Raw genomic sequence first — 23,905 nt, 5'->3', positions numbered from 1 at the left:
GAACGCGCTACGAGACCTAGTCGAACCAGACGGAGATCTCATGGGCGGCCGACTCCGCACCGTCAGAGGAATGGATGAGGTTGCGGATCTCGCCGTCGCCCCAATCACGCCCGAGGTCGCCACGGATCGTGCCGGGCGCGGCCGCAGTCGGCTCGGTGGCACCGGACAGGGAGCGGACGCCCTCGATCACACGATCGCCCTCAATGACGGCCGCGACGATGGGGCCGGACTTCATGTAGGCGGTCATGCCCGCGTAGAAAGACTTTTCCGTGTGCTCGTGGTAGTGGCGGGCCAGCAGATCATCAGTGGCGGTGAGCATGCGCATCCGCACGATGCGGTAGCCCTTCGCTTCGATACGGCGCAGGATCTCGCCAGTGAGACCACGCTCCACGCCGTCAGGCTTGACAAGGATCAGTGTTTGTTCAGTCATGCTCCTATGATAGTCGCGCCCTCACCATTGCGTGCGAAAAACGGGGCTAGGACAGCAAAAGTGCGCGGCACAGGGCATCGTGCGCCCGGCGTAAACTCTCGGAATTCTTCATCGCATTGTCGATGTCCCACACCTGAGAGAACTCACCATATACCGACTCGAATTCCGGGCCAGGCCGATGGCCGTCTCTCACCAGGCGCTGTTTCATCGTCTTCGTTCCGAAACGAGCGACGGCCCTTAAAAGCTCCTTCTTGGGGCGCTCACTTCGCTGCGCATTGCGCACCTCATTAGTCGGCACTCTAAAGAAAGAAGCGGCGCCCTCATGGTCGGCCAGCATCCACTCCTCGATCATGGGGTCGGCGATTCTGAGGAGAAAGCTGCTTGGGCAGGAACCACCGAGCAAAGCCTGCCGAAGATCAACCGGGCACTTTCCGTCCGAGTCACGTACGACCAACCAAACGCCCCCGTCTGGTACCGACGCCGCTTCACAGTACGCACTGATCTTCTTGTCAAGATTTGCAACGCCATTTTGAATGAAATCGCCACACACCTCCGCTCCCACATACTCCACAAGACGCGCAAGGAAGGCAAGGTCACTCCTCCCCTCACACACAAGGTAGACACGCGCGGCCATCACTGCATCGCTTGGACAAGACCGGTACCGATGCGAGGGTTGATGAGATTGGAGATGGCCTCGGACTTCAGCACTCCGGTATCGACGAAATCTGACTCCGGCGAACACTCCGATAGCAGACTAGCCTGCGTGTTCTCGTCTCCGCGCGTAAGTACCAAGATCTCCTCGCTGGCAACGCCCTCATCGTCGAGCAGGTCGGGCGAGTGAGAGGTCATGACCACCTGCATGTCCTTGCCACGCTGGACGGAGGCGATCATCGACGGGAGTTGCTGAATGATCTCACGGTTAAGCGAGATCTCGGGCTCCTCCAGCAGCAAGATCCCCTCGGATCGAGGCTGGGAAAGCACTGCCCAGAGTAGTGCGATGAGCCGCAACGTGCCGTCGGAAAACTCAGTTTCGAGCTGGTTCGCCGGATTCTTTCGCCAGTTCTTGAAGGCCGCGACCAGGTGTGGGTGCCCGGCCTTGTCGATCTCCAGCTTCAGCGATTCAAAGTTCGGCACCGCCGTCTGAAGCGCCGCTTGGATGCGCTTCAGGCGAGCCAGCCGAGTGCGCTCCTGCGTGGCGTTGATCTCCGCAATGAGCCCGTTCCCCACGGCGTCACTCGATGTCCGGGTGGGACTGGAGTGACGAATGCTCTGCGGGGAGGGATGCGAGTAGCGAATCCCTTCGAAGAACCTCGCCACGTCCCGGAACTTCGTGTTGCTCGCGATCTGCTCCAGGTGGGTCTGAGTGAGCAGGACCGGATCGGCGTTGTCGGCCGCGTTGGGGCGCGAAAGGATAGTCTCGCCCGCTCGCGTCACCACTTCCTTCGCAACGGTCGGCCGGCGCAGGCCCGAGGATTCCCGGCTGATCGCAAGATTGTAGGTCCATTCCTCGCCGCCGTCATCCATGACCACGAGGATTTCAACGTGCCCGTTATTGAAGTTGCGCGCGTTGAGATTGCGGATCGTACTCAAACCGCCACGGTTCTCAATCGCGGAGCTCAGGCCGCCCTGGGGGCTTGCGATGTCACGCAGGAAGCGGAAGACATCCAGGAGGTTTGACTTGCCGGTGGCGTTCGCACCGACGATAATGAGGCGCTGCCCCAGGCGGAAGTCAATCTCGTGGAAATTTCTCCAGTTCTTGACCTGCAGTTTCGTCAGGCGCATTTTCCCTCCCAGGGCCGTCCGTTTCCTCCCATCGTATACGGACGGCCGGCGCATTCCTAGGAGCCATCCACCTTCGGCCGGCCCATGACCGCGCGCGCATTGGCGGCCAGCACGATCGATCCCATGACCACCACGTGCGGGGTGGTGAGCTCCTCGACGTCGGCGCTTTCGGCCACGTCGGCGGCGTACACGATCGCCGTGTCCAGGTTCGGTTCCACGGCCACGCGGTCCTCGCCGAAGACCTCGCGCGCAAGCTCGGCGGTCTCGTCGATCGGCATCGCCCGCTCCGAATCCAGCGCGGTCACCACCACCGAGGAGAAGTGCGGCTCAGCAACCGACAGGATGCCCTCCACGTCCTTGTCCGCCATCGCGGCGAACACGAGGACGCGCGTGCCGGGGAAGTTCTCCTCGAGCGCCCCCACTGTCGCCTCCACGCCAGCGGGGTTGTGTGCGGCGTCGACCAGCACGAGCGGCGACTTGCGCACCACCTCCATGCGCCCCGGCGAGTGCGTGGCCATGAGCGCGTGCTCCACCACGTCCCCGCTCCACGCTCCCCCGCCGAACAGGGCCTCGGCCGCCGCGATCGCCATGGCCGCGTTGCTGGCCTGGTAGTCGCCAAACATTGCGAGCGGCACGTCCTCATACACACCGGCCGGAGTGCGAACCGTGATGATCTGCCCGCCCACCGCGCTCTCCCGGTCAAGCACCTGCAGGTTCTGGCCGTACTGGACGTACTCGGCGCGATTGGCCCGGACGGCGTCGTGAACGAGGTCAAGTACCTCGGGGTCCTGGCGGGCGCTGATGAGGGTGGCGCCCGGCTTGAGGATGCCAAGCTTCTCAGTGGCGATGTCGGTCAGTTCGTAGCCGAGCCATTTTTCGTGGTCGCGGGCGACCGTCATGAGCACGGCCACCTCCGCGTCGATGACGTTCGTGGCGTCCCACTTGCCACCCATGCCCACCTCGACGACGGCGACGTCGACCGGCGCGTCCGCGAACGCGGCATATGCCATCACCGTGAACACCTCGAAGAACGACATCCGCGGGCCGCCCTCAGCGGCGGACTTCTCATCCACCCACGCCACGAACGGGGCCACGTCCTCCCACGCCTGAATGAAAGCGGCGGGCGAAATGGCCTGGCCGTCGATGCTGATGCGCTCACGCACCGAGTTCAGGTGCGGGGAGGTGAAGCGGCCCGTGCGAAGCCCGCGCTCGCGCAGGAGCGACTCGATCATGCGGGCCGTGGACGTCTTGCCGTTCGTGCCGGTGATGTGGACCGCGCGGAAGGACCGCTGCGGGTTACCCATCATGTCCAGGCAGTCGGCCACGCGCTGGATCGAAGGCTGTACCTTGTGCTCCGGGGCGCGGGCCACGATCTGGGCGTAGATCTCCGCGACCTGGCGCTCCAGCTCTACCTGGTCGGCCAGCTGCTCGGTGGGGTCGGGTGCGGGGGCGGCCACGACGTCGTCGAGCACGGACGGGTCCGGGCCCACCACCAGCCGCGAGCGCAGGACAGCCTCGAGGTCGGCGTCGAGCTCGTCGCCCGCCTCCTGACCGGTCAGCGGGTCCGGGCCCTCGTCGAAACGCGATTCGCTCATAGCTTCTCCACGTTCACATCGATGGTGTCGGCGCCGCCGGACACGCTCGCCTCGAGGGCCAGGGTCTCGGCGGTGATCATGTCGAGGTTGGCCTCGACCGCGGCCACCCGCTCATCAGGAACGCGCAGGGTGAGGCGGATGCGGTCAGCCACGTGCAAGCCGTCGGCCTTGCGCTGGTCCTGGACCGCGCGCACGACGTCGCGCGCGTAGCCCTCCGCCTCCAGATCCGGATCAAGCACCGTGTCGAGCACGACGAACGCGCCCGAATCCAGCACCTCGGCCACCGAGCCCTCGGCCGCCTCCACGGCCGTGGTCGCCTCAAACTGGCCGGGCTCGAGCACAATGACCGGGTCGATGAGCATGCGGGCGCGGTCACCCTCCAGCTCCCACGCGCCCTCGCGCGCCGCCTTGAACAGGGCAGACGTGTGACGACGCACGGCGGGTTCCAGCTCGCGCGGCAGCACCGTCAGCTCCTTGCGCACCTCCAGCCCGGACTCCTCCGCCGTCTGGATCTTGACCTCCTTGACGTTGACCTCGGAGGCGATGAGCGAGGCGAACGGGGCCAGGTCCAGGCCGGTGACCACGGTCAGGGAGCGCAGCGGCTGGCGCACGCGCAGCGAGTGGGCCTTGCGTAGCGAGTGGGCGTGCGAGACGACGTCGCGCACCTCGTCCATGACCTTCACCAGATCCGCATCGACGACGTGCTCGGGCCACGTGGGCCAGTCGGTCATGTGGACCGAACGCCCGCCCGTCAGCCCGCGCCAAATCTCCTCCGCCACCAGCGGCAGGAGTGGGGCCGAGACCCGCATGAGAGTCTCAAGCGCGGTGTAGAGCGTATCGAAGGCGCCCTCGTCCTCGTTCCAGAAGCGGTCGCGGGACGTGCGCACGTACCAATTCGTCAGCAGGTCAATGAACCCGCGCACCTCCTGCGTTGCCGCCGGAATGTCCAGCCCGTCGAGGTCGGCCTTGACGGCGTCGGCCAGCAGCTTCGTACGCGAAAGGAGGTAGCGGTCCATGACGTCCAGGCTCGCGAGCGCCTCGGCGTCGTCGACGTCGATCGGCGACGCCACGTAGCCCTCGCCCTTGTTGCACGTGCCCGCGTAGAGAGCGAAGAAGTACCACGTGTTCCACAGCGGGAGGATGACGTGGCGCATCGCCTCACGGATGCTCTCCTCGTTGACCACCAGGTTGCCGCCGCGCAGCACCGGGGAGCTCATGAGCATCCAGCGCACGGCGTCCGAACCGTACTGGTCGTACATCTCCATCGGGTCCGGGTAGTTGCGTAGCGACTTGGAGGCCTTGCGCCCGTCGTTGCCCAGCACGATGCCGTGCGAGATGCAGGAGGTGAAGGCCGGGCGGTCGAACAGGGCCGTAGACAGCACATGCATGACGTAGAACCAGCCGCGGGTCTGGCCGATGTATTCGACGATGAAGTCGCCCGGGAAGTGGGACTCGAACCAGTCCTGATTTTCGAACGGGTAATGTTTCTGGGCATACGGCATCGAACCCGAATCGAACCAGACGTCGAGGATGTCCGGGATGCGGCGCATCGTGGACTTGCCCGTCGGGTCGTCCGGGTTGGGGCGGGTCAGCTCGTCAATGTAGGGCCGGTGCAGGTTCGGCTCCCCGTCCGGGCCCACCGGCAGGCGGTCAAAGTCGGCTTCGAGCTCGGCGAATGATCCGTAGACGTCGATGCGCGGGTAGGCCGGATCATCCGACTTCCACACCGGGATCGGGGTGCCCCAGTAGCGGTTGCGGGAGATCGACCAGTCGCGGGCGCCGGCCAGCCAGTTGCCGAAGATTCCGTCCTTGATGTGCTCCGGCTGCCACGTGATCTGCTGGTTGAGCTCCACCATGCGGTCGCGAAACTGGGTGACGGCAACGAACCAGGAGGTCACGGGCTTGTAGATGAGGGGCTTGCGGCAGCGCCAGCAGTGCGGGTAGGAGTGCACGTAGGACTGCTCGCGCACCAGCACCGAGCGGCGCTCGGCCGGGATGCGCTCCTGGGAGCCCGTGCCGTCGCGCAGGTCATTCATGATCGGGCGGTTGGCCTCGAACACATTGACCCCGGCGTAGTCCGTGATGTTGGGGAAGAACTTGCCCGCCGTGTCTACGGTCTCGATCACCTTGATGTCCGCCTCAGCGAGCACGAACATGTCGTCCTCACCGTAGGGGGCGATGTGAACCAGGCCCGTACCGTCCTCAGTGGAGACGTACTCAGCGGTGCGGATCTGCCAGGCGTTCGGGCCCGGCTTCTCATCCTCGCGCGTGTAGTAGTCGAAGATCGGGTAGTACTTCTTGCCCTGCAGGTCGGAGCCCTTGTACTCGGCCACCACCTGCGGATCCTCGCCCAGCTCCTTGGCATAGGCTCGAAGGCGCGCCTTTGCCAGCAGCACGTCCTGGCCAGCCAGCGGGCCATCCGCGGGACGCACGGTCACGTAGTCGATCTGCGGGCCCACCGCGATCGCCAGGTTGGACGGGAGGGTCCACGGCGTCGTCGTCCAAATGAGGGCCAGCTCGCCCGACTCGAGGCGCAAGCCCACCGTCACCGTCTGATCCTGGCGGTCCTGGTAGACGTCGTCGTCCATCTTCAGCTCATGGTTCGACAGCGGGGTCTGGTCATTCCAGCAGTACGGCAGCACGCGGTAACCCTCGTAGACCAAGCCCTTGTCCCACAGCGTCTTAAACGACCAGATCACCGACTCCATGAACGTGGGGTCGAGCGTCTTGTAACCGTTGTCGAAGTCCACCCAGCGCGCCTGGCGGGTGACGTACTCCTTCCACTCCTTGGTGTAGGTCAGCACCGAGGTGCGGCAGGCGTCATTGAACTTCTCGATGCCCATCGTCTCGATCTCGGACTTGTCCTCGATCCCGAGCACCTTCTCCGCCTCCAGTTCGGCGGGTAGCCCGTGGGTGTCCCAGCCGAACTCGCGGTCCACGCGCTTACCCTGCTGGGTCTGGTAGCGGGCGATGACGTCCTTGACGTAGCCCGTGAGGAGGTGGCCATAGTGCGGCAGGCCGTTGGCGAACGGCGGGCCATCATAGAAGACGAATTCGTCCCCCGTACGCTGATCGATCGAGGCCTGGAACGTGTCATCCTTCTCCCAGTAGGCGAGGATGTCTTCCTCAAGCTGCGGGAAATTCGGGGAGGCCACGGCGTCGCCGTCGCGATGCAGGGGGTACTTTCGGCTGGTCATTTCTCTCCTCACGTGGGCCGCGTCCGCCGACGCGCCCCAGTTCTTCTGGAAGTTATCGGCGAGGGCGACTTGCGCCGCGGTACCACCTCGCTTGCGTAGCCACGCTACGCCGCTTATTGGAGACGATGACGGGTCCACCCGTCCGGTTCTACTGAGCCCCTCGGCCAGCTGCGCCAATTGGGCAGCTTAGCCAGCGGCCGTTCTTCCGGAAGCTCCCCGGTGATAGCCGGATCAAAGCCACGACCAATAATATCCGCGAGCCCCCGCAGGGCGCCATGTCACGCTTGAGGGGCGGACGTGATCTTGGCCGCGTTCGGGCGGTGCGGCCGACGACGGCGACAACTGCCCTACGAGCGCGCGACCACCGTATTCGAGGCCTGCGCGAGTGGGCGGATGATCATGGAATCGACGTTGACGTGCGCCGGGAGGCTGACCGACCAGCGAATCGCCTCAGCCACATCCTCCGCGGTCAACGGCTTGTCCACGCCCTCGTACACCTTGTCGGCGGCGGCCTGGTCGCCGTGGTAGCGATTGAGGGAGAACTCCTCGGTGTGGACCATGCCGGGCGCGATCTCGATGATCCGGACCGGCTTGCCCACCAGCTCCAGACGCAAGGTAGCCGGGATCATGCGCTCGGCGTGCTTGGCGGCGGTGTACCCCGCGCCGCCCGGGTAGGTGCCGTGCGCGGCGGTGGAGGTGATGTACAGCAGGGTGCCGCCGTTTTCCTTCATGTGGGGCAGCACCAGCTGGGTGACCTTGAGGCTCGCCAGCACGTTGAGCTCGTACATGCGCTGCCACTCGTCGAGATTGCCCTCGGCCACCGGATCGGTGCCGAGCGCTCCCCCAGCATTGTTGATAAGCACGCCCACCGGGCCGTGGGCGGCCAGGTAGCGCCCGATCACGTCCACGCCGTCGGCCAGCAGGTCCGCCACTAGGTACTCGCAGCCGGTCTCCTCGGCCAGGGTGCGCAGCCGGTCCTCGCGGCGCGCGGTAGCAATGACACGCACCCCGTCCTTGGCGAACGCGCGCACGGCCGCGGCTCCAATTCCCGACGAGGCTCCCGTCACCAGCGCTGTTGTCATGTGAGCTCCTTCCCTCACCTCCAGCCTACCGCGCATGGGCGCCTCGCCGGCTGGCAGTTGGAGTTGGCTCGGCCGGCCTCGACTCACCTACCCCGCAAGCTGCCCGATCTGGTCCGCGAGCTCGGCGAACGAGGTGTAGAAGCCGCCGAGCCGGTTGCCCAGCATGAAGAGGGCCAGCACCGGCAGCACGGTTGCGCCGGTGTAGAGCACGGCGTCGAGCACCCTGGCCCGGCGCCGCGGCCGCTCACTCCGGTTCAGCCGCCACAGGAGGTAGACGAGGCACGCGAGCCCCACCGCGATCACCACGGCCAGCAGTTTGAGACTGGTGAGCCCAAAGGGCGTTCCGGGTCCCCACACAGCATTCTCCTTACTTTGTTCCGTGCTGAACGCTTGCCAGCCAGGCCACGACGTCGGGAAACTCGGTCACCCACACGGCCCAGCCGTGCCCGCCGCGTGTGAGGGCGTGGTGGTAGATCTTGGACGGGTCGGGCGCGGCGTCGACCACGGCTTGGGCGTCCTCGGCGGTACCGGGATCCTCGGTGGAGGAGACGAACATGAGGTTGCCCTGCCGGGGCACGTCCTTGATGAGTTCGGACAAGCGCTGGCTGTCGACCACCCCGAGCGTGGTGGGGAAGGAATCCGGCAGCGGGCGATCGATCCCGTGCAGCCACACGGCGCTCCCATACACCTCCGGGTGAAGGATCCCCATCCTCGCGGCGCAATACGCACCCATCGACGGCCCGACCACGCTCCAGCCGTTCGCGTCGTCGGTGACATTGAAGTTGGCCCGGATCGCGGCGGGCAGGTCCCTTGCGTACCATGTCTCCGCCTTGTCCCCGCCGGCGACGTCCGCGCAGGTAGCGACCCTGCCCCCGAAATTCATATCCGAGGTGATGAGGAGAGTGGGCGCGATCTCGCCGGCGTCAATGGCCCGCTGCAGTTCTTCGGGGGCGCCGATCGCGGGCGCGATGGCCGAGGCATTGCCGGGCGTGCCGGGCAGGAGGAGCATGACGTTGTATTTTACGCCGGGCTCCGGGTAGCCGCGCGGCACCCAGGCGCGCATCTCAGCGGTGACCGCCGATTCGGGGCCCGTCATCTCCGCGGCGACCATCCCCGGGTCGGAGGAATCCTGCCAGGACAGCACGTAGCGCGGGTCGGTCGTGGGTTCGGTGGCGCTCGGCTCGGGCGCCACGGGCTCTACCTTGCCCTTGGCGGACTGGCCGCTGACGAACCCCGCTACCTCCGACACGTTGCGGAAGAAGCCGAACTGGTAGTTGATGGCGGCAGCGAACGTGACAAGGACGCACAGTTGCACGACGACGACCGTGGCCGCCCGCCCAACCGCGCGAAGCGCGCCGGTTCCGGGGCGGGAGATGAGGGCGAAACCAAGCCCACCAAGGATGATGGCGAGGGCGGCGATACCGAGCACAACCCAGCCGTTGAGAAGATTCATAACATACAGATTAATCCCGCCGATTCTCACCGGTGTCAACCCGTAGGTCGGTGCCCTGCCGGCGACGGCTATCCGTAGTAATCTGCGAGGGAGGAACGGGAGGTTTTTATGCTCGGATTTATTGGAACTGGCAACATGGGCGGGGCGATTTTGCGCGGGGTGCTCACCGCCGGCGTCGTCGAAGCAGAAAATGTGATTTTCACCCGCGCAAACGCGAAGGCGGGGCGCGCTCAGGCCGCCGAGACCGGGGCGTGTTTCGCTGCCACTGCGCGCGAGGTCTACGAGGGCGCCGACACGGTGATCCTCGCCGTCAAGCCCCACATGGTCCCCGGCGTCCTGGCCGAGCTGGGCGAGCCCGCGGGCAAGGTCATTGTGTCGGTGGCCGCGGGCCTGAGCCTGGACACGCTCGCCGCCCACGCCCCGGCCGGCTCCCCCATCGTCCGCGTGATGCCGAATGTTAACAGCCAGATCGGTGCCGGGATGAGCGCGCTGTGTGCGGGCGAGGGCGTGAGCGAGGCCCAGCTAGCCCAGGTCGAGAAGATCTTCGCCGCCGTGGGCCTCACCGCCCGCATCGCCGAGAAGGACTTCGCCGCGTTCTCCGCCATCGCCGGGTGCTCGCCGGCCTGGACGTACACCTACATCGACGCCCTCGCCCGCGGCGCTCTCGCGGCGGGCATGCGCCTGGATGAGGCGCGGCGGATCGCGGCCCAGGCGGTGCTCGGCTCGGCGCACCTCGTGCTCGACCAGCTCGGCACGCACACGCCCTCCGAGTTGCGCGACCAGGTCACCTCCCCGGGCGGCACCACGATCGCGGGCCTGATCGCCATGGAGGCCTCGGGCTTTACCCCGGCCGTCATTGACGCCGTCAACGCCGCCATCGCCCGCGACCGCGAGCTCGGCCAGGCCTAGCGCCCCGGACTTTTCCGGCTAGTCCTCCCACGTCAGCACGTCGGCCACCCCGCGCACGACGACGACCGGGCAGTCCGGCGCGATCATCACCCCTGCGGCCGCGGCCACGGCGTCGATGACTGCCTCCCCACCTTGTCGCTTCGCGTCGATGCCGGCGGCGGCGAGGGCGATATCGAGCACGCCCCTGCCCGGCTCGCAGCTCCTGCCCGAGCCGGAGATGATGACGCCCGGGCGCCCACCGAAGCGCGCGGCGAGCCCGCGACGGATCTGGCCCGCCTCGCGCTTGACGTCGACCGGCGCCTTGAGCCCGAGCTGATCGGGGATGCCGGCGCGGGTGCGGAAGCCGTCGGGATCCTCGCCCGCCCGGTGCCAGCGTCCCTGGGCTTTGGCCACGATCTTGCCGGCGATCACCACGATGTCGTCCCCGCGCAGGCCAACGGAGGCATCAGGCCACGTCAGCGCCGCCAGGTGGGGCGCGATGACGGCGGCGACGTCGTCGCCGCTGGTGAGAGTCGGGATACCGGGCACGGCCACGGCCTGCAGTGAAGTCATGCCCGAACTATAGCGTTCCCGCCGCCTAACCTCACACCGCCGAACGTGACCGGGCCTTGTCGATCGTGAAAGAATGTGGACATGACTGAAACACTGCGCACATCCGCCCACGTGCCGGCCAAGGCGAGCTTGGACGGCCTCGAAAGCCGTTGGGGCAAGGCCTGGGACGAGGAGGGCACGTACTCCTTTGACACGGAGACCACCCGGGAGGCGGTCTACTCGATCGACACCCCGCCGCCCACGGTATCGGGCTCGCTGCACGTGGGTCACGTCTTTTCTTACACGCACACGGACGTGCTCGCCCGCTACAAGCGCATGCGCGGCATGAACGTGTTCTACCCGATGGGCTGGGACGACAACGGCCTGCCCACCGAGCGCCGCGTACAGAACTATTACGGCGTGCGTTGCGATCCGTCGTTGCCGTACGAGGAGGGCTTCGTGCCCCCGCACGACGGCGGGGACGGCAAGTCGATCAAGTACGCGGACCAGAAGCCGATCTCGCGGCGCAACTTCATTGAGCTGTGCTGGAAGCTGACCGAGGATGACGAGAAGCAGTTCGAGGCGCTGTGGCGTTACCTGGGCCTGTCGGTGGATTGGAAGCAGAACTACCAGACGATCGGCATGAAGGCCCAGAAGGTGGCGCAGGCCGCCTTCATCCGCAACGTCCAGCGCGGGGAGGCCTACCAGGCGCAGGCACCGGGCCTGTGGGACGTCACGTTCCAAACCGCGGTGGCCCAGGCAGAGCTGGAGGCGCGCGAGTACCCTGGCGCCTACCATTCGTTGCAGTTCCATACGCCGGACGGGGACGTGACGATCGAGACCACCCGCCCCGAGCTGTTGCCCGCGTGCGTGGCCATCATCGCCCATCCCGACGACGAGCGCTACCAGCACTTGTTTGGCAAGACGGCGACCACCCCGGTTTTCGGTGTGGAGGTGCCGATCCTGCCCCACCCGATGGCGGAGATTGACAAGGGTTCGGGCATCGTCATGTGCTGTACGTTCGGCGACCTGACCGACGTGCAGTGGTGGCGCGAGCTGGGCCTGCCGATGCGCACGGTGCTCGGCAAGGACGGGCGGCTCGTGCGCGAGACCCCGGGGTGGATCACCACGGGCCAGGGCCGCGAGGTCTTCGCGGCGATGGCGGGCGCCACCACATTCACCGCCCGCAAAGTTTTGGTGGAGAAGCTTGCCGAGACGGGCGAGATGATCGGCGAGCCCAAGCCCACCACCCGCATGACGAACTTCTTCGAGAAGGGCGACAAACCGCTAGAGATTGTCCCCTCCCGCCAGTGGTATATCCGCAACGGCGGCCGGTCCTACGAGGATGCGAACGGCAAGGAGCTGCGCGAGAACCTGCTCGAGCGCGGCGAGCAGCTGCACTTCCACCCCGACTTCATGAAGGTGCGCTACAACAACTGGGTGGAGGGCCTCAACACCGACTGGCTAATTTCCCGCCAACGTTTCTTCGGCGTGCCGCTTCCCGTGTGGTACCGGGTAAGCGAGGCGGGCGACGTCGACTATGATTCGGTTCTGCTTCCCACCGAGGACATGCTCCCGGTCGACCCGTCGTCGGACACTCCCCCAGGATTCGACGAGTCCCAGCGCGGGGAGCCGGGCGGCTTCGTGGGCGAGGTGGACATCATGGACACGTGGGCCACCTCCTCGATGTCGCCGCAAGTGGCGGGCGGCTGGCTGACGGACGAGAAGCTGTTTAGCCAGGTCTACCCGATGGACCTGCGCCCGCAGGGCCAGGACATCATCCGCACGTGGCTGTTTTCCACGGTGGTGCGCGCCCACCTTGAGTTCGGCGGCCTGCCGTGGAAGCACGCGGCGATCTCGGGCTGGATCCTCGATCCGGACCGGAAGAAGATGTCGAAGTCGAAGGGCAATGTGGTCACCCCGATGGGCCTACTGGAGTCGCACGGCTCGGACGCGGTGCGCTACTGGGCGGCCTCCGCCCGCCTCGGCACCGACGCGGCGTTCGACGAGCAGCAGATGAAGATCGGCCGCCGCCTGGCAATGAAGGTCCTCAATGCCTCGAAGTTCGCGCTTGGCATGGGCGGCGAGGGCACCGTTGACCTCGACCTTTCCGCCGTCATCGAGCCGCTCGACCGCGCGATGCTGGCGATGGTTTCCGGCGTCGTCGAGCGGGCCACCGCCGCGCTCGAGTCCTACGACCACACGCGGGCCCTGGAGCTGACCGAGACCTGCTTCTGGACGTTCTGCGATGACTACCTGGAGCTCGTGAAGGATCGCGCCTACGATCGCGACGGCGCCTACGCGGATGCCGAGCAGGCCAACCGGGTGCGTTCGGCGCGTGTGGCGCTCAATTTGACGGTCGACACGTTCCTGCGCCTGCTGGCCCCGGTACTGCCCTACGCCACGGAAGAGGTGTGGTCCTGGTACCGCGAGGGTTCTGTCCATCGCGCCTCCTGGCCCACACCCGAGGCGCTCGCGGCCGAGGGCAATCCGGAGCTCGTAGGCCTGGCAGGTTCCGCGCTCGCCGCGCTGCGCAAGGTTAAGTCCGAGCAGAAGGTTTCCCAGCGCACGGCATTCGCCGCCGTCACGCTCCAGATCCCTGCGGGCACGGCCGAGTCGGTGGAACTGGTGCGCGCCGAGCTGGTCGCAGCCGCGCATGTGAAAGGCGATCTGACCATCATCGAGGCCGACGTGGCTGAACCGGAGGTGACCTCCTTCGAATTTGTCGCCTAACACGACCCTAGTGGCGGATATCATGGCTGGGTAAGCCTGATATCCGTCACTTTGTATTTCGGTTACGGTACCGTAGCTTTAGCGTCAAGACGAAGGAGATTCGGTGAGCGAATACATCGAAGAAGAGGGCGTGTCGTTCGTCCCCGGTAAGATGGAAGTCACGGACCAGATGACCGTGCCCGCGCTGATTCGGCGTCGTGCACTGGAGATGCCGAAGAAGACGGCCTTCTACCGCAAGTCCACGATGGGCAACCAGTGGATCGGGGTGGCCTGGTCGCAGTTCTACGACGAGATTCGGGCCCTTGCGCGCGGCTTCATCGCCCTCGGCCTGAAGCCCGGCGATCGCGTGGCAATCATGTCGCACACCTCCGACCAGTGGTCCCTGTTTGATTTGGCGATCCAGTTCGCGGGCGGCTACGCCGTGCCGATCTACGAAACCTCCGTGCTCGACCAGGCCGAGTGGATCATTAACGACGCCGGCTGCCGGTTCGCCGTCGTCGAGAACCAGGCGATGGAGACCATGATGAGCCCGCTGCTGGGCGGGGACATACTGGAGAAGATCTTTGTCATGGCCGACGACGCCCAGGGCCGCATCTCCGCACTGGGCTCTCTTCACGACGACGACGAGATCGACCGCCGCATCGACACACAGGCGGCCGATGATGTGTGGACGATCATTTACACGTCGGGCACCACGGGCCGGCCGAAGGGTGTGGTGCTCACCCACCGCAACCTTCTGCACGTGGTCATCAACGGCCCGGTGGACGAGGGCCTAATGGACATCGTGGCCCGCAAGGGTTCCCGCACCCTCCTCTTCCTTCCGATGGCGCACGTCTTCGCCCGCTTCATCAACGTGCTCGCGCTCTACGCGGGCACCGAGATCGGCTACAGCCCGGACACGCGCAACCTGGTGGCGGACATGCAGTCTTTCAAGCCCACCTACGTGCTCGCCGTGCCGCGCGTCTTTGAAAAGATCTACAACGCAGCAGACGCGAAGGCGGGCAAGGGCGTCAAGCTTAAGATGTTCCGCACCGCGGCGAAGGTAGCAATCGCCTACGCCCGTGCACTCGAGACCCCGGACGGCCCGTCGGCCCAGCTCAAGGCCCAGCAGCGTTTCTTCGACAAGCTCGTCTACTCCAAGCTGCGCGAGATCATGGGCGGTAAGGTCAAGTACGCGATCTCCGGCGGCGCCCCGCTCGGCAACCGGCTGGCGGCCTTCTTCACGGGCGCCGGCATCCAGGTGCTCGAGGGCTACGGGCTGTCCGAAACGGCCGCCCCCACCACGGTCAACCGCGTGAACAAGTCCCGCCTCGGTTCAGTGGGCCCGGCCTACCCGGGCTGCTACGTTAAGGCGGCAGAAGACGGGGAGATCCTCGTCAAGGGCGACCACATCTTCAAGAGCTACCACAACAACCCTGAGGCCACCGCCGCGGCCTTCACGGAGGACGGCTGGTTCCGCACGGGCGACATCGGGCGCGTGGACGAGGAAGAGTTCGTGTGGGTGACCGGGCGCAAGAAGGAGCTGATCGTCACCGCGGGGGGCAAAAACGTGGCCCCGGCTGAACTGGAAGACCGCCTGCGTTCCCACCCGCTCATCTCCCAGGTGGTGGTGGTCGGCGACCAAAAGCCGTTCATCGCCGCCCTCGTCACCCTCGACGCCGAGGCGCTGCCGCAGTGGCTGTCCAACCGTGGCCTTCCGGCGATGTCGGTGACCGAGGCGATCAACGACCCGCAGGTTGTCGCCGCGATCGACCGCGCGGTCAAGCGCACGAACGAACACGTCTCGCGCGCCGAATCGATCCGCAAGTTCAAGATCCTGCCCGGCGACTTCACGGTGGAAAACGGCTACCTAACCCCGTCGCTCAAGGTCAAGCGCACCGCGGTCATTCGCGATTTTGACGCGGCGATCGCGGAGATCTACACCAAGTAGAACCCCAGGGAACTGAAGCGGCGGCGGGCTGACAAGCCCGCCGCCGTCTATTTCGCAGCGTGGAAGTTTCTTAGGCATCCTTCTTTTCGGCCGCGATCCGCTCGTGGTGGCGGATGACCTCGGCCACGATGAACTTGAGGAATTTCTCGGCGAACACCGGATCGAGGTCCGCCTCCTCGGCCAGTCGCCGCAGGCGCTCCACTTGGCGCTTTTCCCGCTCCGTGTCCGAAGGCGGCAGGTTGTGCTCGGCCTTGAGCAGGCCCACCTGCTGCGTGCACCGGAACCGTTCGGCGAGGATATGGACGAGCGCGGCGTCAAGGTTGTCGATCGTCTTGCGGTAGACGCCCAGCTGTTCCGGGATATCCATGGCTACTCCTTCGTCTCCAGGCCCTACGCTGTCCTGTTCTTCCGGCTAGTGACCACCAGGGCCTCCCCCGTGCCGTCCACCACGTCGGAGTCGATGAGGACCTTCTCCACGTCGTCGCGCGAAGGGATATCAAACATGAGCTCGCGCAGGATGTTCTCCATGATGGAGCGAAGGCCGCGCGCACCCGTTCCGCGTTCGATCGCCTCGGCCGCGATCTTCGCCACGGCGTCGTCCGTAAACTCGAGCTTGACCCCGTCGAGCTCGAACATCTTCTGGTACTGCTTGACCAGCGCGTTGCGCGGGGTGGTGAGGATCTGGACGAGGTCGGCCACCGTCAGGTCGTTGACCGTGGCGAGCACCGGAAGCCGGCCCACAAGCTCGGGGATGAGGCCAAACTTGTGCAGGTCCTCCGGCGTGGTCTGGCGCAGCAGCGCCCCGGCCTCCTCCGCCTCATGCAGCGCTGAGCCAAAGCCGATGCCGCGCTTGCCCGTGCGCGAGGAGACGATGTCCTCCATACCGGCGAACGCGCCCGCCACGATGAACAGTACGTTCGACGTGTCGATCTCGATGAACTCCTGCTGGGGGTGCTTGCGCCCGCCCTGCGGCGGCACCGCCGCCACCGTGCCCTCAATGATCTTCAGCAACGCCTGCTGCACGCCCTCCCCGGACACGTCGCGGGTGATCGAGGGGTTTTCCGACTTGCGCGAAATCTTATCGATCTCGTCAATGTAAATGATGCCCTGCTCGGCACGCGCCACGTCGCCGTCGGCGGCCTGGATGAGCTTGAGCAGGATGTTCTCCACGTCCTCACCCACGTACCCCGCCTCGGTCAACGCCGTGGCGTCGGCAATCGCGAAGGGCACGTTGAGGATCTTCGCCAGAGTCTGCGCCAGATACGTCTTGCCCGTGCCCGTGGGGCCAATAAGAAGAATGTTGGACTTGCCGATCTCGACGTGGTCATCCTTCTTCGACTCCGGCACGGAGGACAGGGAGCGGATGCGCTTGTAATGGTTGTAGACGGCGACGGCAAGCGTGCGCTTGGCCGCATCCTGGCCGATCACGTACTCGTTGAGGAAGTCATTAATCTCGCGCGGGGTGGGCAGGTCCGCCTGTTGCTGGGCGCCCTCCTCCGAATTGCCGAACTCCTCGGCGATGATCTCATTGCACAGCTCAATGCACTCGTTGCAGATATAGACGCCCGAGCCCGTGATCAGCTTACGGACCTGGCGCTGGCTCTTTTGGCAAAACGAACACTTGAGCATGTCGGCCGCGTCTGCGGTACGAGTCATCGTGCAACCTCTTTCCTCTATCCCCTCAATTCCACACTAAAAAGGCCCACATCTCCAGTGTGGCGCGCCATGAATTGACGGGGGCGGCGCAGTGCACCACCCCCGTCCGTAACGATCGGCCCGCCTAGCCGTCCTGGCGCGTGACCTTGCGGGAGACCAGCACCTGATCAACGATGCCGTAATCCTTAGCCTGCTCGGCCGTGAGGATCTTGTCGCGTGAGATGTCCTTCTCGATCGTGGCCGCATCCTGGCCCGTGTGGCGGGCGAGGGGATCGATCAGCCACTGGTTCATGCGGTCCATCTCCTCGGCAATGATCGCGATGTCCGAGGCCTGGCCCTGGGCGCCTTGCATCGCCGGCTCGTGGATGAGCACGCGGGCGTTCGGCAGCGCGAGGCGGCGGCCCGGCGATCCGCCGGCCAGCAGGACGGCTGCGGCGGAGGCCGCCTGGCCCAGGCACACCGTCTGGATTTCGGGCTTGACGTACTGCATCGTGTCGTAGATCGCGGTCAGTGCCGTGAACGAGCCGCCCGGGGAATTGATGTACATCGTGATCGGCGACTCCGGATCCTGGGACTCCAGGACGAGGAGCTGGGCCATGACATCGTCAGCCGAGGCGTCATCCACCTGCACGCCGAGGAAGATGATGCGATCCTCAAACAGCTTCGCGTACGGGTCCTGGCGCTTGTATCCATAGGGCGTGCGCTCCTCAAAGCTGGGCAGGACATAGCGATTGGACGGCATCTGCGGTGCCGTGCCCCCAGCGAGCTGGGAAGAAAGGGAAAGTCCGTGCATCATGCGCTCCTTAGTTATCCGACTCGGTAGAGGCCCCGCGGTCCACGCCACCGCCGCCAACCACGGCCGACGAGCTTTCGATAATGTGGTCAACGAACCCGTACTCGAGTGCCTCCTGGGCGGTGAACCAGCGATCCCGGTCAGAATCCTCGAGGATCTGCTCCACCGACTTGCCGGTGTGCTTCGCGTTCAGCGCCGAGAGCTCTTCCTTCATCTGGAGAATGAGGTCAGCGTTGATGCGGATCTCGGTGGCCGTGCCCTGCACGCCGCCAAGCGGCTGGTGCATGAGGACGCGAGTGTGCGGGGTGATGTAGCGCTTGCCCTTCGCCCCCGCCGTCAGCAGGAACTGGCCCATCGACGCCGCCAGGCCCATGCCCACGGTCGCCACATCGGGCTTGATGTACTGCATCGTGTCAAAGATCGCCATGCCCGCCGTGACGGAGCCGCCCGGCGAGTTGATGTAGAGGTAGATGTCCTTATCCGGATCCTCGGCGGCCAGCAGCAGGAGCTGGGCGGAAATCATGTTCGCAAGCTCGTCCGTCACCTGATCACCCAGCCAGATGATCCTTTCCTTTAGGAGCCGATTAAAAATCGAATCTCCAAGCGCAAGGCCTTGGCCTGCCCCACCTGATTGTGGCATGACGCCCCTCCTTCGCCCCATGGGCGGATGTAGTACTGCGCGCCCGTGGCGGCGCGTTTTTCTCAATCGATCCTAACGACTCCCCCGCGCCCGGCCATTCCCGAAGCACCGACTTTTCGCTGTTGGCACATAGGAAGGGGCGGGAGCAGCCACCGCCGCTCCCGCCCCCACGTTTGGCTTAAGCCTCGAGCTTAGAGATGAGGGTCTTGCGAGCCTTGCCGTTCTTCTCGGCTTCGAGCACGCGGGCCTTTTCGGCATCATCCGCGCCCTCAACGTAGGCCAGGACCTCGTCCACCTTGTGCTCGGCCGGATCGAACGCGCCAGCGTTCTCAGCCGCCGGAGCTTCCGCCTTCTTGGCCTTCTTCTCAGCCTTGTCAGCCTTTTCGGCCTTCGCAGCCTTGGCCGGGGCCTTCTTGGCGGGCTTGGCAGTGAACTCGGGGACCACCTCGTTCTCCGGGCGATCGCCAAGGATCGCGTCCACGTCCACCGCGTTGCCGTTCGCGTCCTTGACCTGGGCGAGGCGCAGGGCAGCCATGATCGCCTTGTTACGGGCGAGCTCGCCAGCGAAGGCGTTGAGCTGGCCGGTGGAGACGGCGGCCTGGATGAACTGGTTCGGGTCCATGCCGTACATCTGGGCCTGGGTCACCAGGAACTCAACCAGCTCTTCCTGGCCCACATTGACCTTGAACGCCTGGGCGTACGTGTCGAGCAGGAGCTGGGAGCGCAGCGACTCCTCGATCTCACCGCGGACCTCTTCGCCGTGCGGGTCGCCTTCCTCCTTACCCTCGCTGCGCAGGTGGTTGGCGATCTCCTCCTCGATCGTGCCCTCGGGCAGTGGGAAGTCGGAGGCCTCGATAAGCTGGTCAACCAGAGCCTGGTAGGCGCCCGAAAGCTGGGAGTCGGCCTTGGTCTTCTGCGCGGTCTCACGCAACGAATCCTTGAGCTCGGCGATCGTGTCAAACTCGGAGGCAATCTGCGCGAAGTCGTCGTCGGCGTCGGGAAGCACGGACTCCTTGACCGAGTGAACCGTGATAGTCACCTCGGCCTCTTCGCCCTCGTGCTCGCCGCCAGCAAGCTTGGCGGTGAACTCGACCGTGGAGTCGGCGGTGGCGCCGGTGAGCGCCGCGTCCTGGCCCTCGAGCATGTTGCCGTCACCGATGCGGTAGGACACGCCAGCGACGTCGTCCACCTCCTCCTCGCCGATCTTGGCCACGAGGTCGATGTTGACGTAGTCGCCCTCAGCGGCCGGGCGGTCGACCGTGGTGAGGGTAGCGAAGCGCTCGCGCAGGGCCTCGAGCTCGGCCTCCACGTCCGCGTCCGTGACCTCAACCGCCGGGACCTCCACCGTGAAGTCGGCCGGGTTCGGCATCCAGATCTCCGGGCGGATGTCCACCTCAACCGTGAACTTCAGGGCCGACGTGTCATCCTTGCCCTTCATCTCCGGGACCTCGTTGATCTCCACCTCGGGGCGCGACATCGGGACGATTCCGGTCTCCTTGACGGCGACCTGGTAGTACTTGTCCAGGTTGTCGTTGATGGCCTGCTCGATGATGTAGCCGCGGCCAATCTTGGACTCGACCACGCGGCGCGGCGCCTTACCCGCACGGAAGCCGGGGATCGACACCTGCTTGGACAGCTCCTTGGCGGCCTTGTCGTAATCCGCGTCAAATTCCTCGGCAGGGACCTCCACGCTCAGCTTGGCGCGGGTCTCGCTGATGTTCTCTACGATCTGCTTCACAGTACTCCACTCGAGTTAGGGACGATACGTCCATTTATAGCTACACGTGTGCCCATGGCACACACCACCGTTCATCATAGTTCACCGGCGCGCTCTTCCCCTCATTCCTCGCCATGAAAGGAACCACAAACTGGCGCGTTTCCGCGCCCTTTGCGCGTTCGGCCTAAAACAGCGCCACCTTGGTGGCCGGCGGGAAGATCTGGTCGAGGGCCGCCAGGTCCGCGTCAGACAGCGTGAGGCTCACGGCCTTCGCGTTCGACTCGATCTGCTCGGGCTTGGTGGCCCCGGCGATGATGGAGGCCACCGGCTCCTGGTGAGCAAGCCACGCAATAGCGACGTCGGCCTGGGCCAGCCCCCGCTCGTCGCAAAAACCGCGGAAGCGGCGCAGCTGGTCCATGTCAGCCGCCTCGAGCTTGGGGTCGCCCGCCTTTAGCCGCCCACCCTCGGGCGCGCTGTCGGTGTACTTGCCCGTCAGCAGCCCGGCTGCCAGAGGGAAGTAGGGCACCACGCCCAGGCCGTAGTAGCGGGCCGCGGGCAGGATCTCCTGCTCGGCGCGCCGGTCTATGAGGTTGTAGTGGTTCTGGGTGGCCACGAGCTTGCCGCGGCTAGCGAGCTCCGCGGTGGCCGCCGTCTGCCAGCCGGCCATGTTGGACACGGCGTAGTAACGGATCTTACCCGCGTCCACCGCCCCCTCCAGCGCGTCCACGGTCTCTTCCAGGGGCGTGAGCGGGTCGGGCGAATGGTAGTAATACAGGTCGATGTAGTCGGTACCGAGCCGGCGCAGCGAATCCTCCAGCCGGGCGAGCATGTAGCGGCGCGAGCCGCGCGCACTGTGCGGCACATCTTCCTTCAGCCGCATGCCGAACTTCGTGGCGATCACGGCCTCATCGCGCCGCGTGCCAAGCGCCTTACCCAGCAGCTCCTCGGACAGACCCGTCCGCTTTCCATAGACATTGGCCGAATCAAAATACGTGATCCCGGCGTCCAGTGCCGCGTTCACGACGGCGGCCGCACCCTTCGCGTCCTCGCTCATCGTCCCCGCCCGGCCCAGGTTGTTCGCTCCGTAACCGAGCACCGAGACCGTCAGTCCGGATTCGCCCATCCGCCTGTATTCCATGATTCCTCCACTTGATCAGCTTTCCCACCAGTCTACGGGCGGCCTCCGACAAGTTTCGACGTTCATGGCTGACAGCGAAGCCCGCACCGCGGACGCGACTGGGGCTTCGGCGTCGTGAGCCAACGCTGTGAGGTGCGACCTGCGCGATAGCAAGGCGCCACAATAGTGACTACACTGGAGGGCGCCTATTGCCGACCGCTGAAAGTGAGGTGAGGACCCGTGAACAGTGACAGTTCTCGTCACCGATGGAAGACCACGCCCTCCCTGCCAGGCGGCCGCCTGCCCATGCGCGCCTAAATTGCGCGCTTATGGCACCAGAGGGCGTGGTGAATTGAGCCAATGTTGGCCCACAGTTAGGAATCACCATGACCCGTCACGTTGATGTCACCACTGTCCTTGAGACCATCCAGCCCGAGCTCTCCACCGGCGAGTTCGCCAAAGTCATCGCACACATCTCCCCCGCCAGCCCCGCCCAGACCGCCGACATCCTCGAGCGCCTTCCCGAAGACCAGCAGCCCATCTTCTACCGGCTCCTGCCCAAGGATCGCGCGACCGCCGTCTTCGACATCCTGAGACCGCGCCAGCAGTCCGACCTCATCAAGGGATTGCAAAACAAGGAAGTCGTGGAGATCTTCGACGGCCTTGACCCCGACGACCGCGCCCTCCTCCTCGACGAGCTCCCCGCCAACCTCTCCACCCGCCTCCTCCAGGGCCTCTCCGGCGAGAAGCGCCGCCACACCACCAACCTGCTCGGCTACCCGAAGGATTCGATCGGCCGGCGCATGTCTCCGCACGTCGTCTCCACCCGCGAAACATACACCGCGGGCGAGACCCTCGCGCGGATCCAGAATCACCTCGAAGACGCCGAAACGGTCTACACGATCCCGGTGGTTGACGACGCGCGGCGCGTGGTCGGCGTCGTCGGCCTGCGTCAGCTGTTGGGCGCGAAGACGGAGGACAAGATCGGCGACCTCATGTCCACCGTCCACCCCGCGAGCGCCTACGCCTCCGCGGAGGAAACCGCGCGCCTGTGCATCGAGCTTCGCCTGCTCGCCATGCCGATCGTTGACCGGGAGGGGCGCCTGCTCGGTATTCTCACAGTTGACGACGCCGGCCGCATCATCGAGCACGCCGAGACCGAAGACACGGCCCTCTCCGGCGGTGTGGAGCCCCTCGGGCGGCCCTATTTTTCCACGCCGGTGCGTTCACTCGTGCGTTCGCGCATCGTGTGGCTGCTCGTCCTGGCGATCGGCGCCACGCTCACGGTCCACGTGCTCTCCCTCTTCGAGGCAACGCTCGCGCAAGTCACGGCCCTGGCCCTGTTCGTGCCGCTATTGATCGGCACGGGCGGCAACACAGGCAACCAGGCGGCCACCACGGTGACGCGCGCGATCGCGCTCGGCGACGTCGGCAACTCGGACCTGGTGCGGGTGCTCGGCCGCGAATTCTCCGTAGGGCTCACGCTCGGCGCGCTACTCGGCACGCTCGGGGCCCTCATCACGGGCGCGATCTTCGGGGTATCGATCGGCATCACGATCGGGCTCACGCTCCTTGGCATCTGTACGATCGCGGCGAGCATCGGCGGCGTCATGCCCATGATCGCCAAAAAGCTGGGCGTGGATCCGGCCGTGTTCTCCAACCCGTTCATCTCCACGTTCGTGGACGCCAGCGGCCTGATCGTCTACTTCCTCATCGCGAAGGCGGTGCTGGGGCTCTAACACTCCGGGAACTCAAGCGTGAGACAATCGGCGGGTAGTATTCGGGTAGCTTGACGGAAGGAGATCACGATGAGGCGAGGACGCAGGCTGGGATTCATCATCGGCGCGGCACTGCTGATGGCGGGCTGTTCGACGCAAGGCGGCGCCTCGGCAGTCGGCACGTGGACGGACGCCGAGAACGAGGCCGTCTACCTCGAGTTGGCTGACGACGGCACCCTCTCCGGTAGCGACGGCTGCAACGACATGGGCGGCCACTGGAGCGCGGCGGCGGATAAGATCCAGTTCACCGAGGTATTCGCCACGCTCAAGTACTGCGAGGGCGTGGACACGTGGCTCGCAGACGTGTCGAGTGCGACCGTGGACGGCGACGAGATGTCGGTCTACAACGACGCTGGGGAAGCCATCGGCACACTCCACAGATAGCGGTCGGCGGAACTCGTGAACCAGAGGTGTGCCAGGGGCGTATAGGAATCGGTAGCCGGTATATTTACGAGTTGTGTCGGGCTGGCCGCCAGACATGGGTGCGGCCCCGGAGATTCCGGGGCCGCACTGATAGGCCGGCGTGCCGGTGGGTGGCAGCCTAGGCTACCACCCACCGTGT

At 65.5% G+C, this 23,905-nt stretch carries 20 protein-coding genes; 5 read left to right on the top strand and 15 right to left on the bottom strand.

Annotated elements, in window-relative coordinates:
• Positions 1-16: 16 nt before the first annotated feature.
• From ndk to HMPREF3174_RS06620, 8 genes are all read right to left on the bottom strand, one after another.
• Positions 17-430, bottom strand: coding sequence for a nucleoside-diphosphate kinase (gene ndk / locus HMPREF3174_RS06655; RefSeq protein WP_062611992.1), 414 nt, complete (start codon positions 428-430; stop codon positions 17-19).
• Positions 431-476: 46 nt separating this feature from the next.
• The gene (locus tag HMPREF3174_RS09285; protein WP_148132189.1) at positions 477-782 is read right to left on the bottom strand and encodes a hypothetical protein; all 306 of its coding nucleotides are present in this window, start codon (positions 780-782) and stop codon (positions 477-479) included.
• Between the two features lie 281 nt (positions 783-1,063).
• Positions 1,064-2,212: an AAA family ATPase gene (locus HMPREF3174_RS06645; RefSeq protein ID WP_062611988.1), complete on the bottom strand. Its 1,149-nt coding sequence runs from the start codon at positions 2,210-2,212 to the stop codon at positions 1,064-1,066.
• A 56-nt stretch (positions 2,213-2,268) separates the two neighbouring features.
• Positions 2,269-3,807: a bifunctional folylpolyglutamate synthase/dihydrofolate synthase gene (locus HMPREF3174_RS06640; protein WP_070448275.1), complete on the bottom strand. Its 1,539-nt coding sequence runs from the start codon at positions 3,805-3,807 to the stop codon at positions 2,269-2,271.
• Complete coding sequence (ileS, locus tag HMPREF3174_RS06635) at positions 3,804-7,004, bottom strand: isoleucine--tRNA ligase (RefSeq protein WP_062611984.1); 3,201 nt, start codon at positions 7,002-7,004, stop codon at positions 3,804-3,806. Before ileS ends, HMPREF3174_RS06640 begins: the two co-directional genes overlap by 4 nt.
• A gap of 347 nt (positions 7,005-7,351) precedes the next feature.
• Positions 7,352-8,086: an SDR family NAD(P)-dependent oxidoreductase gene (locus HMPREF3174_RS06630; protein ID WP_246783076.1), complete on the bottom strand. Its 735-nt coding sequence runs from the start codon at positions 8,084-8,086 to the stop codon at positions 7,352-7,354.
• Between the two features lie 87 nt (positions 8,087-8,173).
• Positions 8,174-8,443: a hypothetical protein gene (locus HMPREF3174_RS06625; RefSeq protein WP_062611981.1), complete on the bottom strand. Its 270-nt coding sequence runs from the start codon at positions 8,441-8,443 to the stop codon at positions 8,174-8,176.
• 10 nt (positions 8,444-8,453) lie between these two features.
• The gene (locus HMPREF3174_RS06620; protein ID WP_062611980.1) at positions 8,454-9,539 is read right to left on the bottom strand and encodes an alpha/beta hydrolase; all 1,086 of its coding nucleotides are present in this window, start codon (positions 9,537-9,539) and stop codon (positions 8,454-8,456) included.
• A 108-nt stretch (positions 9,540-9,647) separates the two neighbouring features.
• On the opposite strand from HMPREF3174_RS06620, the gene proC reads away from it, so the two are divergent.
• Positions 9,648-10,448 (top strand): pyrroline-5-carboxylate reductase, encoded by an 801-nt coding sequence (gene proC / locus HMPREF3174_RS06615; RefSeq protein WP_068538449.1) that lies wholly within the window; start codon positions 9,648-9,650, stop codon positions 10,446-10,448.
• A gap of 18 nt (positions 10,449-10,466) precedes the next feature.
• Here proC and HMPREF3174_RS06610 read toward each other — a convergent pair whose 3' ends face one another.
• Complete coding sequence (locus HMPREF3174_RS06610) at positions 10,467-11,000, bottom strand: coenzyme F420-0:L-glutamate ligase (RefSeq protein WP_062611978.1); 534 nt, start codon at positions 10,998-11,000, stop codon at positions 10,467-10,469.
• A gap of 81 nt (positions 11,001-11,081) precedes the next feature.
• On the opposite strand from HMPREF3174_RS06610, the gene valS reads away from it, so the two are divergent.
• The gene (valS, locus tag HMPREF3174_RS06605) at positions 11,082-13,712 is read left to right on the top strand and encodes a valine--tRNA ligase (RefSeq protein WP_062611975.1); all 2,631 of its coding nucleotides are present in this window, start codon (positions 11,082-11,084) and stop codon (positions 13,710-13,712) included.
• A gap of 103 nt (positions 13,713-13,815) precedes the next feature.
• Positions 13,816-15,642 carry an AMP-dependent synthetase/ligase gene (locus HMPREF3174_RS06600; RefSeq protein WP_070445458.1) on the top strand — a complete coding sequence of 609 codons (1,827 nt, stop codon included), beginning with the start codon at positions 13,816-13,818 and terminating at the stop codon, positions 15,640-15,642.
• Between the two features lie 70 nt (positions 15,643-15,712).
• On the opposite strand, the gene HMPREF3174_RS06595 is transcribed toward HMPREF3174_RS06600, so the two are convergent.
• From HMPREF3174_RS06595 to HMPREF3174_RS06570, 6 genes are all read right to left on the bottom strand, one after another.
• Positions 15,713-16,009, bottom strand: a complete 297-nt coding sequence (locus tag HMPREF3174_RS06595) for a chorismate mutase (protein WP_062611972.1) — start codon at positions 16,007-16,009, stop codon at positions 15,713-15,715.
• Positions 16,010-16,032: 23 nt separating this feature from the next.
• Positions 16,033-17,298, bottom strand: a complete 1,266-nt coding sequence (clpX, locus tag HMPREF3174_RS06590; protein ID WP_070448273.1) for an ATP-dependent Clp protease ATP-binding subunit ClpX — start codon at positions 17,296-17,298, stop codon at positions 16,033-16,035.
• 124 nt (positions 17,299-17,422) lie between these two features.
• Positions 17,423-18,094 (bottom strand): ATP-dependent Clp protease proteolytic subunit, encoded by a 672-nt coding sequence (locus HMPREF3174_RS06585; RefSeq protein ID WP_070448272.1) that lies wholly within the window; start codon positions 18,092-18,094, stop codon positions 17,423-17,425.
• Between the two features lie 7 nt (positions 18,095-18,101).
• Positions 18,102-18,752: an ATP-dependent Clp protease proteolytic subunit gene (locus tag HMPREF3174_RS06580; RefSeq protein ID WP_371258050.1), complete on the bottom strand. Its 651-nt coding sequence runs from the start codon at positions 18,750-18,752 to the stop codon at positions 18,102-18,104.
• 157 nt (positions 18,753-18,909) lie between these two features.
• Positions 18,910-20,469, bottom strand: a complete 1,560-nt coding sequence (gene tig, locus HMPREF3174_RS06575) for a trigger factor (RefSeq protein ID WP_062611967.1) — start codon at positions 20,467-20,469, stop codon at positions 18,910-18,912.
• Between the two features lie 163 nt (positions 20,470-20,632).
• Entirely contained in the window at positions 20,633-21,586 is a 954-nt protein-coding gene (locus tag HMPREF3174_RS06570; RefSeq protein WP_068538454.1) for an aldo/keto reductase, read from the bottom strand.
• Between the two features lie 365 nt (positions 21,587-21,951).
• Between HMPREF3174_RS06570 and mgtE the strand changes: the two genes are divergently transcribed.
• Both mgtE and HMPREF3174_RS06560 read left to right on the top strand, forming a co-directional pair.
• Positions 21,952-23,304, top strand: a complete 1,353-nt coding sequence (gene mgtE / locus HMPREF3174_RS06565; RefSeq protein ID WP_068538455.1) for a magnesium transporter — start codon at positions 21,952-21,954, stop codon at positions 23,302-23,304.
• A 69-nt stretch (positions 23,305-23,373) separates the two neighbouring features.
• Complete coding sequence (locus HMPREF3174_RS06560; protein WP_062611962.1) at positions 23,374-23,727, top strand: META domain-containing protein; 354 nt, start codon at positions 23,374-23,376, stop codon at positions 23,725-23,727.
• Positions 23,728-23,905 lie beyond the last annotated feature (178 nt).

Origin of the sequence: Trueperella sp. HMSC08H06 (assembly GCF_001808465.1) — a bacterium.
Classification (GTDB): domain Bacteria; phylum Actinomycetota; class Actinomycetes; order Actinomycetales; family Actinomycetaceae; genus Trueperella; species Trueperella bernardiae.
This window is presented reverse-complemented; position numbering and strand designations above follow the sequence as displayed.

Coding starts and splice junctions, on each gene's coding strand:
- ileS (WP_062611984.1), bottom strand. CDS start 7,004: ATGACCAGCCGAAAGTACCCCCTGCATCGCGACGGCGACGCCGTGGCC.
- valS (WP_062611975.1), top strand. CDS start 11,082: ATGACTGAAACACTGCGCACATCCGCCCACGTGCCGGCCAAGGCGAGC.
- mgtE (WP_068538455.1), top strand. CDS start 21,952: ATGACCCGTCACGTTGATGTCACCACTGTCCTTGAGACCATCCAGCCC.
- clpX (WP_070448273.1), bottom strand. CDS start 17,298: ATGACTCGTACCGCAGACGCGGCCGACATGCTCAAGTGTTCGTTTTGC.
- ndk (WP_062611992.1), bottom strand. CDS start 430: ATGACTGAACAAACACTGATCCTTGTCAAGCCTGACGGCGTGGAGCGT.
- HMPREF3174_RS06580 (WP_371258050.1), bottom strand. CDS start 18,752: ATGGGGCGAAGGAGGGGCGTCATGCCACAATCAGGTGGGGCAGGCCAA.
- proC (WP_068538449.1), top strand. CDS start 9,648: ATGCTCGGATTTATTGGAACTGGCAACATGGGCGGGGCGATTTTGCGC.
- HMPREF3174_RS06610 (WP_062611978.1), bottom strand. CDS start 11,000: ATGACTTCACTGCAGGCCGTGGCCGTGCCCGGTATCCCGACTCTCACC.
- HMPREF3174_RS06585 (WP_070448272.1), bottom strand. CDS start 18,094: ATGATGCACGGACTTTCCCTTTCTTCCCAGCTCGCTGGGGGCACGGCA.
- HMPREF3174_RS06630 (WP_246783076.1), bottom strand. CDS start 8,086: ATGACAACAGCGCTGGTGACGGGAGCCTCGTCGGGAATTGGAGCCGCG.
- HMPREF3174_RS06560 (WP_062611962.1), top strand. CDS start 23,374: ATGAGGCGAGGACGCAGGCTGGGATTCATCATCGGCGCGGCACTGCTG.
- HMPREF3174_RS06595 (WP_062611972.1), bottom strand. CDS start 16,009: ATGGATATCCCGGAACAGCTGGGCGTCTACCGCAAGACGATCGACAAC.
- HMPREF3174_RS06640 (WP_070448275.1), bottom strand. CDS start 3,807: ATGAGCGAATCGCGTTTCGACGAGGGCCCGGACCCGCTGACCGGTCAG.
- HMPREF3174_RS06645 (WP_062611988.1), bottom strand. CDS start 2,212: ATGCGCCTGACGAAACTGCAGGTCAAGAACTGGAGAAATTTCCACGAG.
- HMPREF3174_RS09285 (WP_148132189.1), bottom strand. CDS start 782: ATGATCGAGGAGTGGATGCTGGCCGACCATGAGGGCGCCGCTTCTTTC.
- HMPREF3174_RS06620 (WP_062611980.1), bottom strand. CDS start 9,539: ATGAATCTTCTCAACGGCTGGGTTGTGCTCGGTATCGCCGCCCTCGCC.
- HMPREF3174_RS06570 (WP_068538454.1), bottom strand. CDS start 21,586: ATGGAATACAGGCGGATGGGCGAATCCGGACTGACGGTCTCGGTGCTC.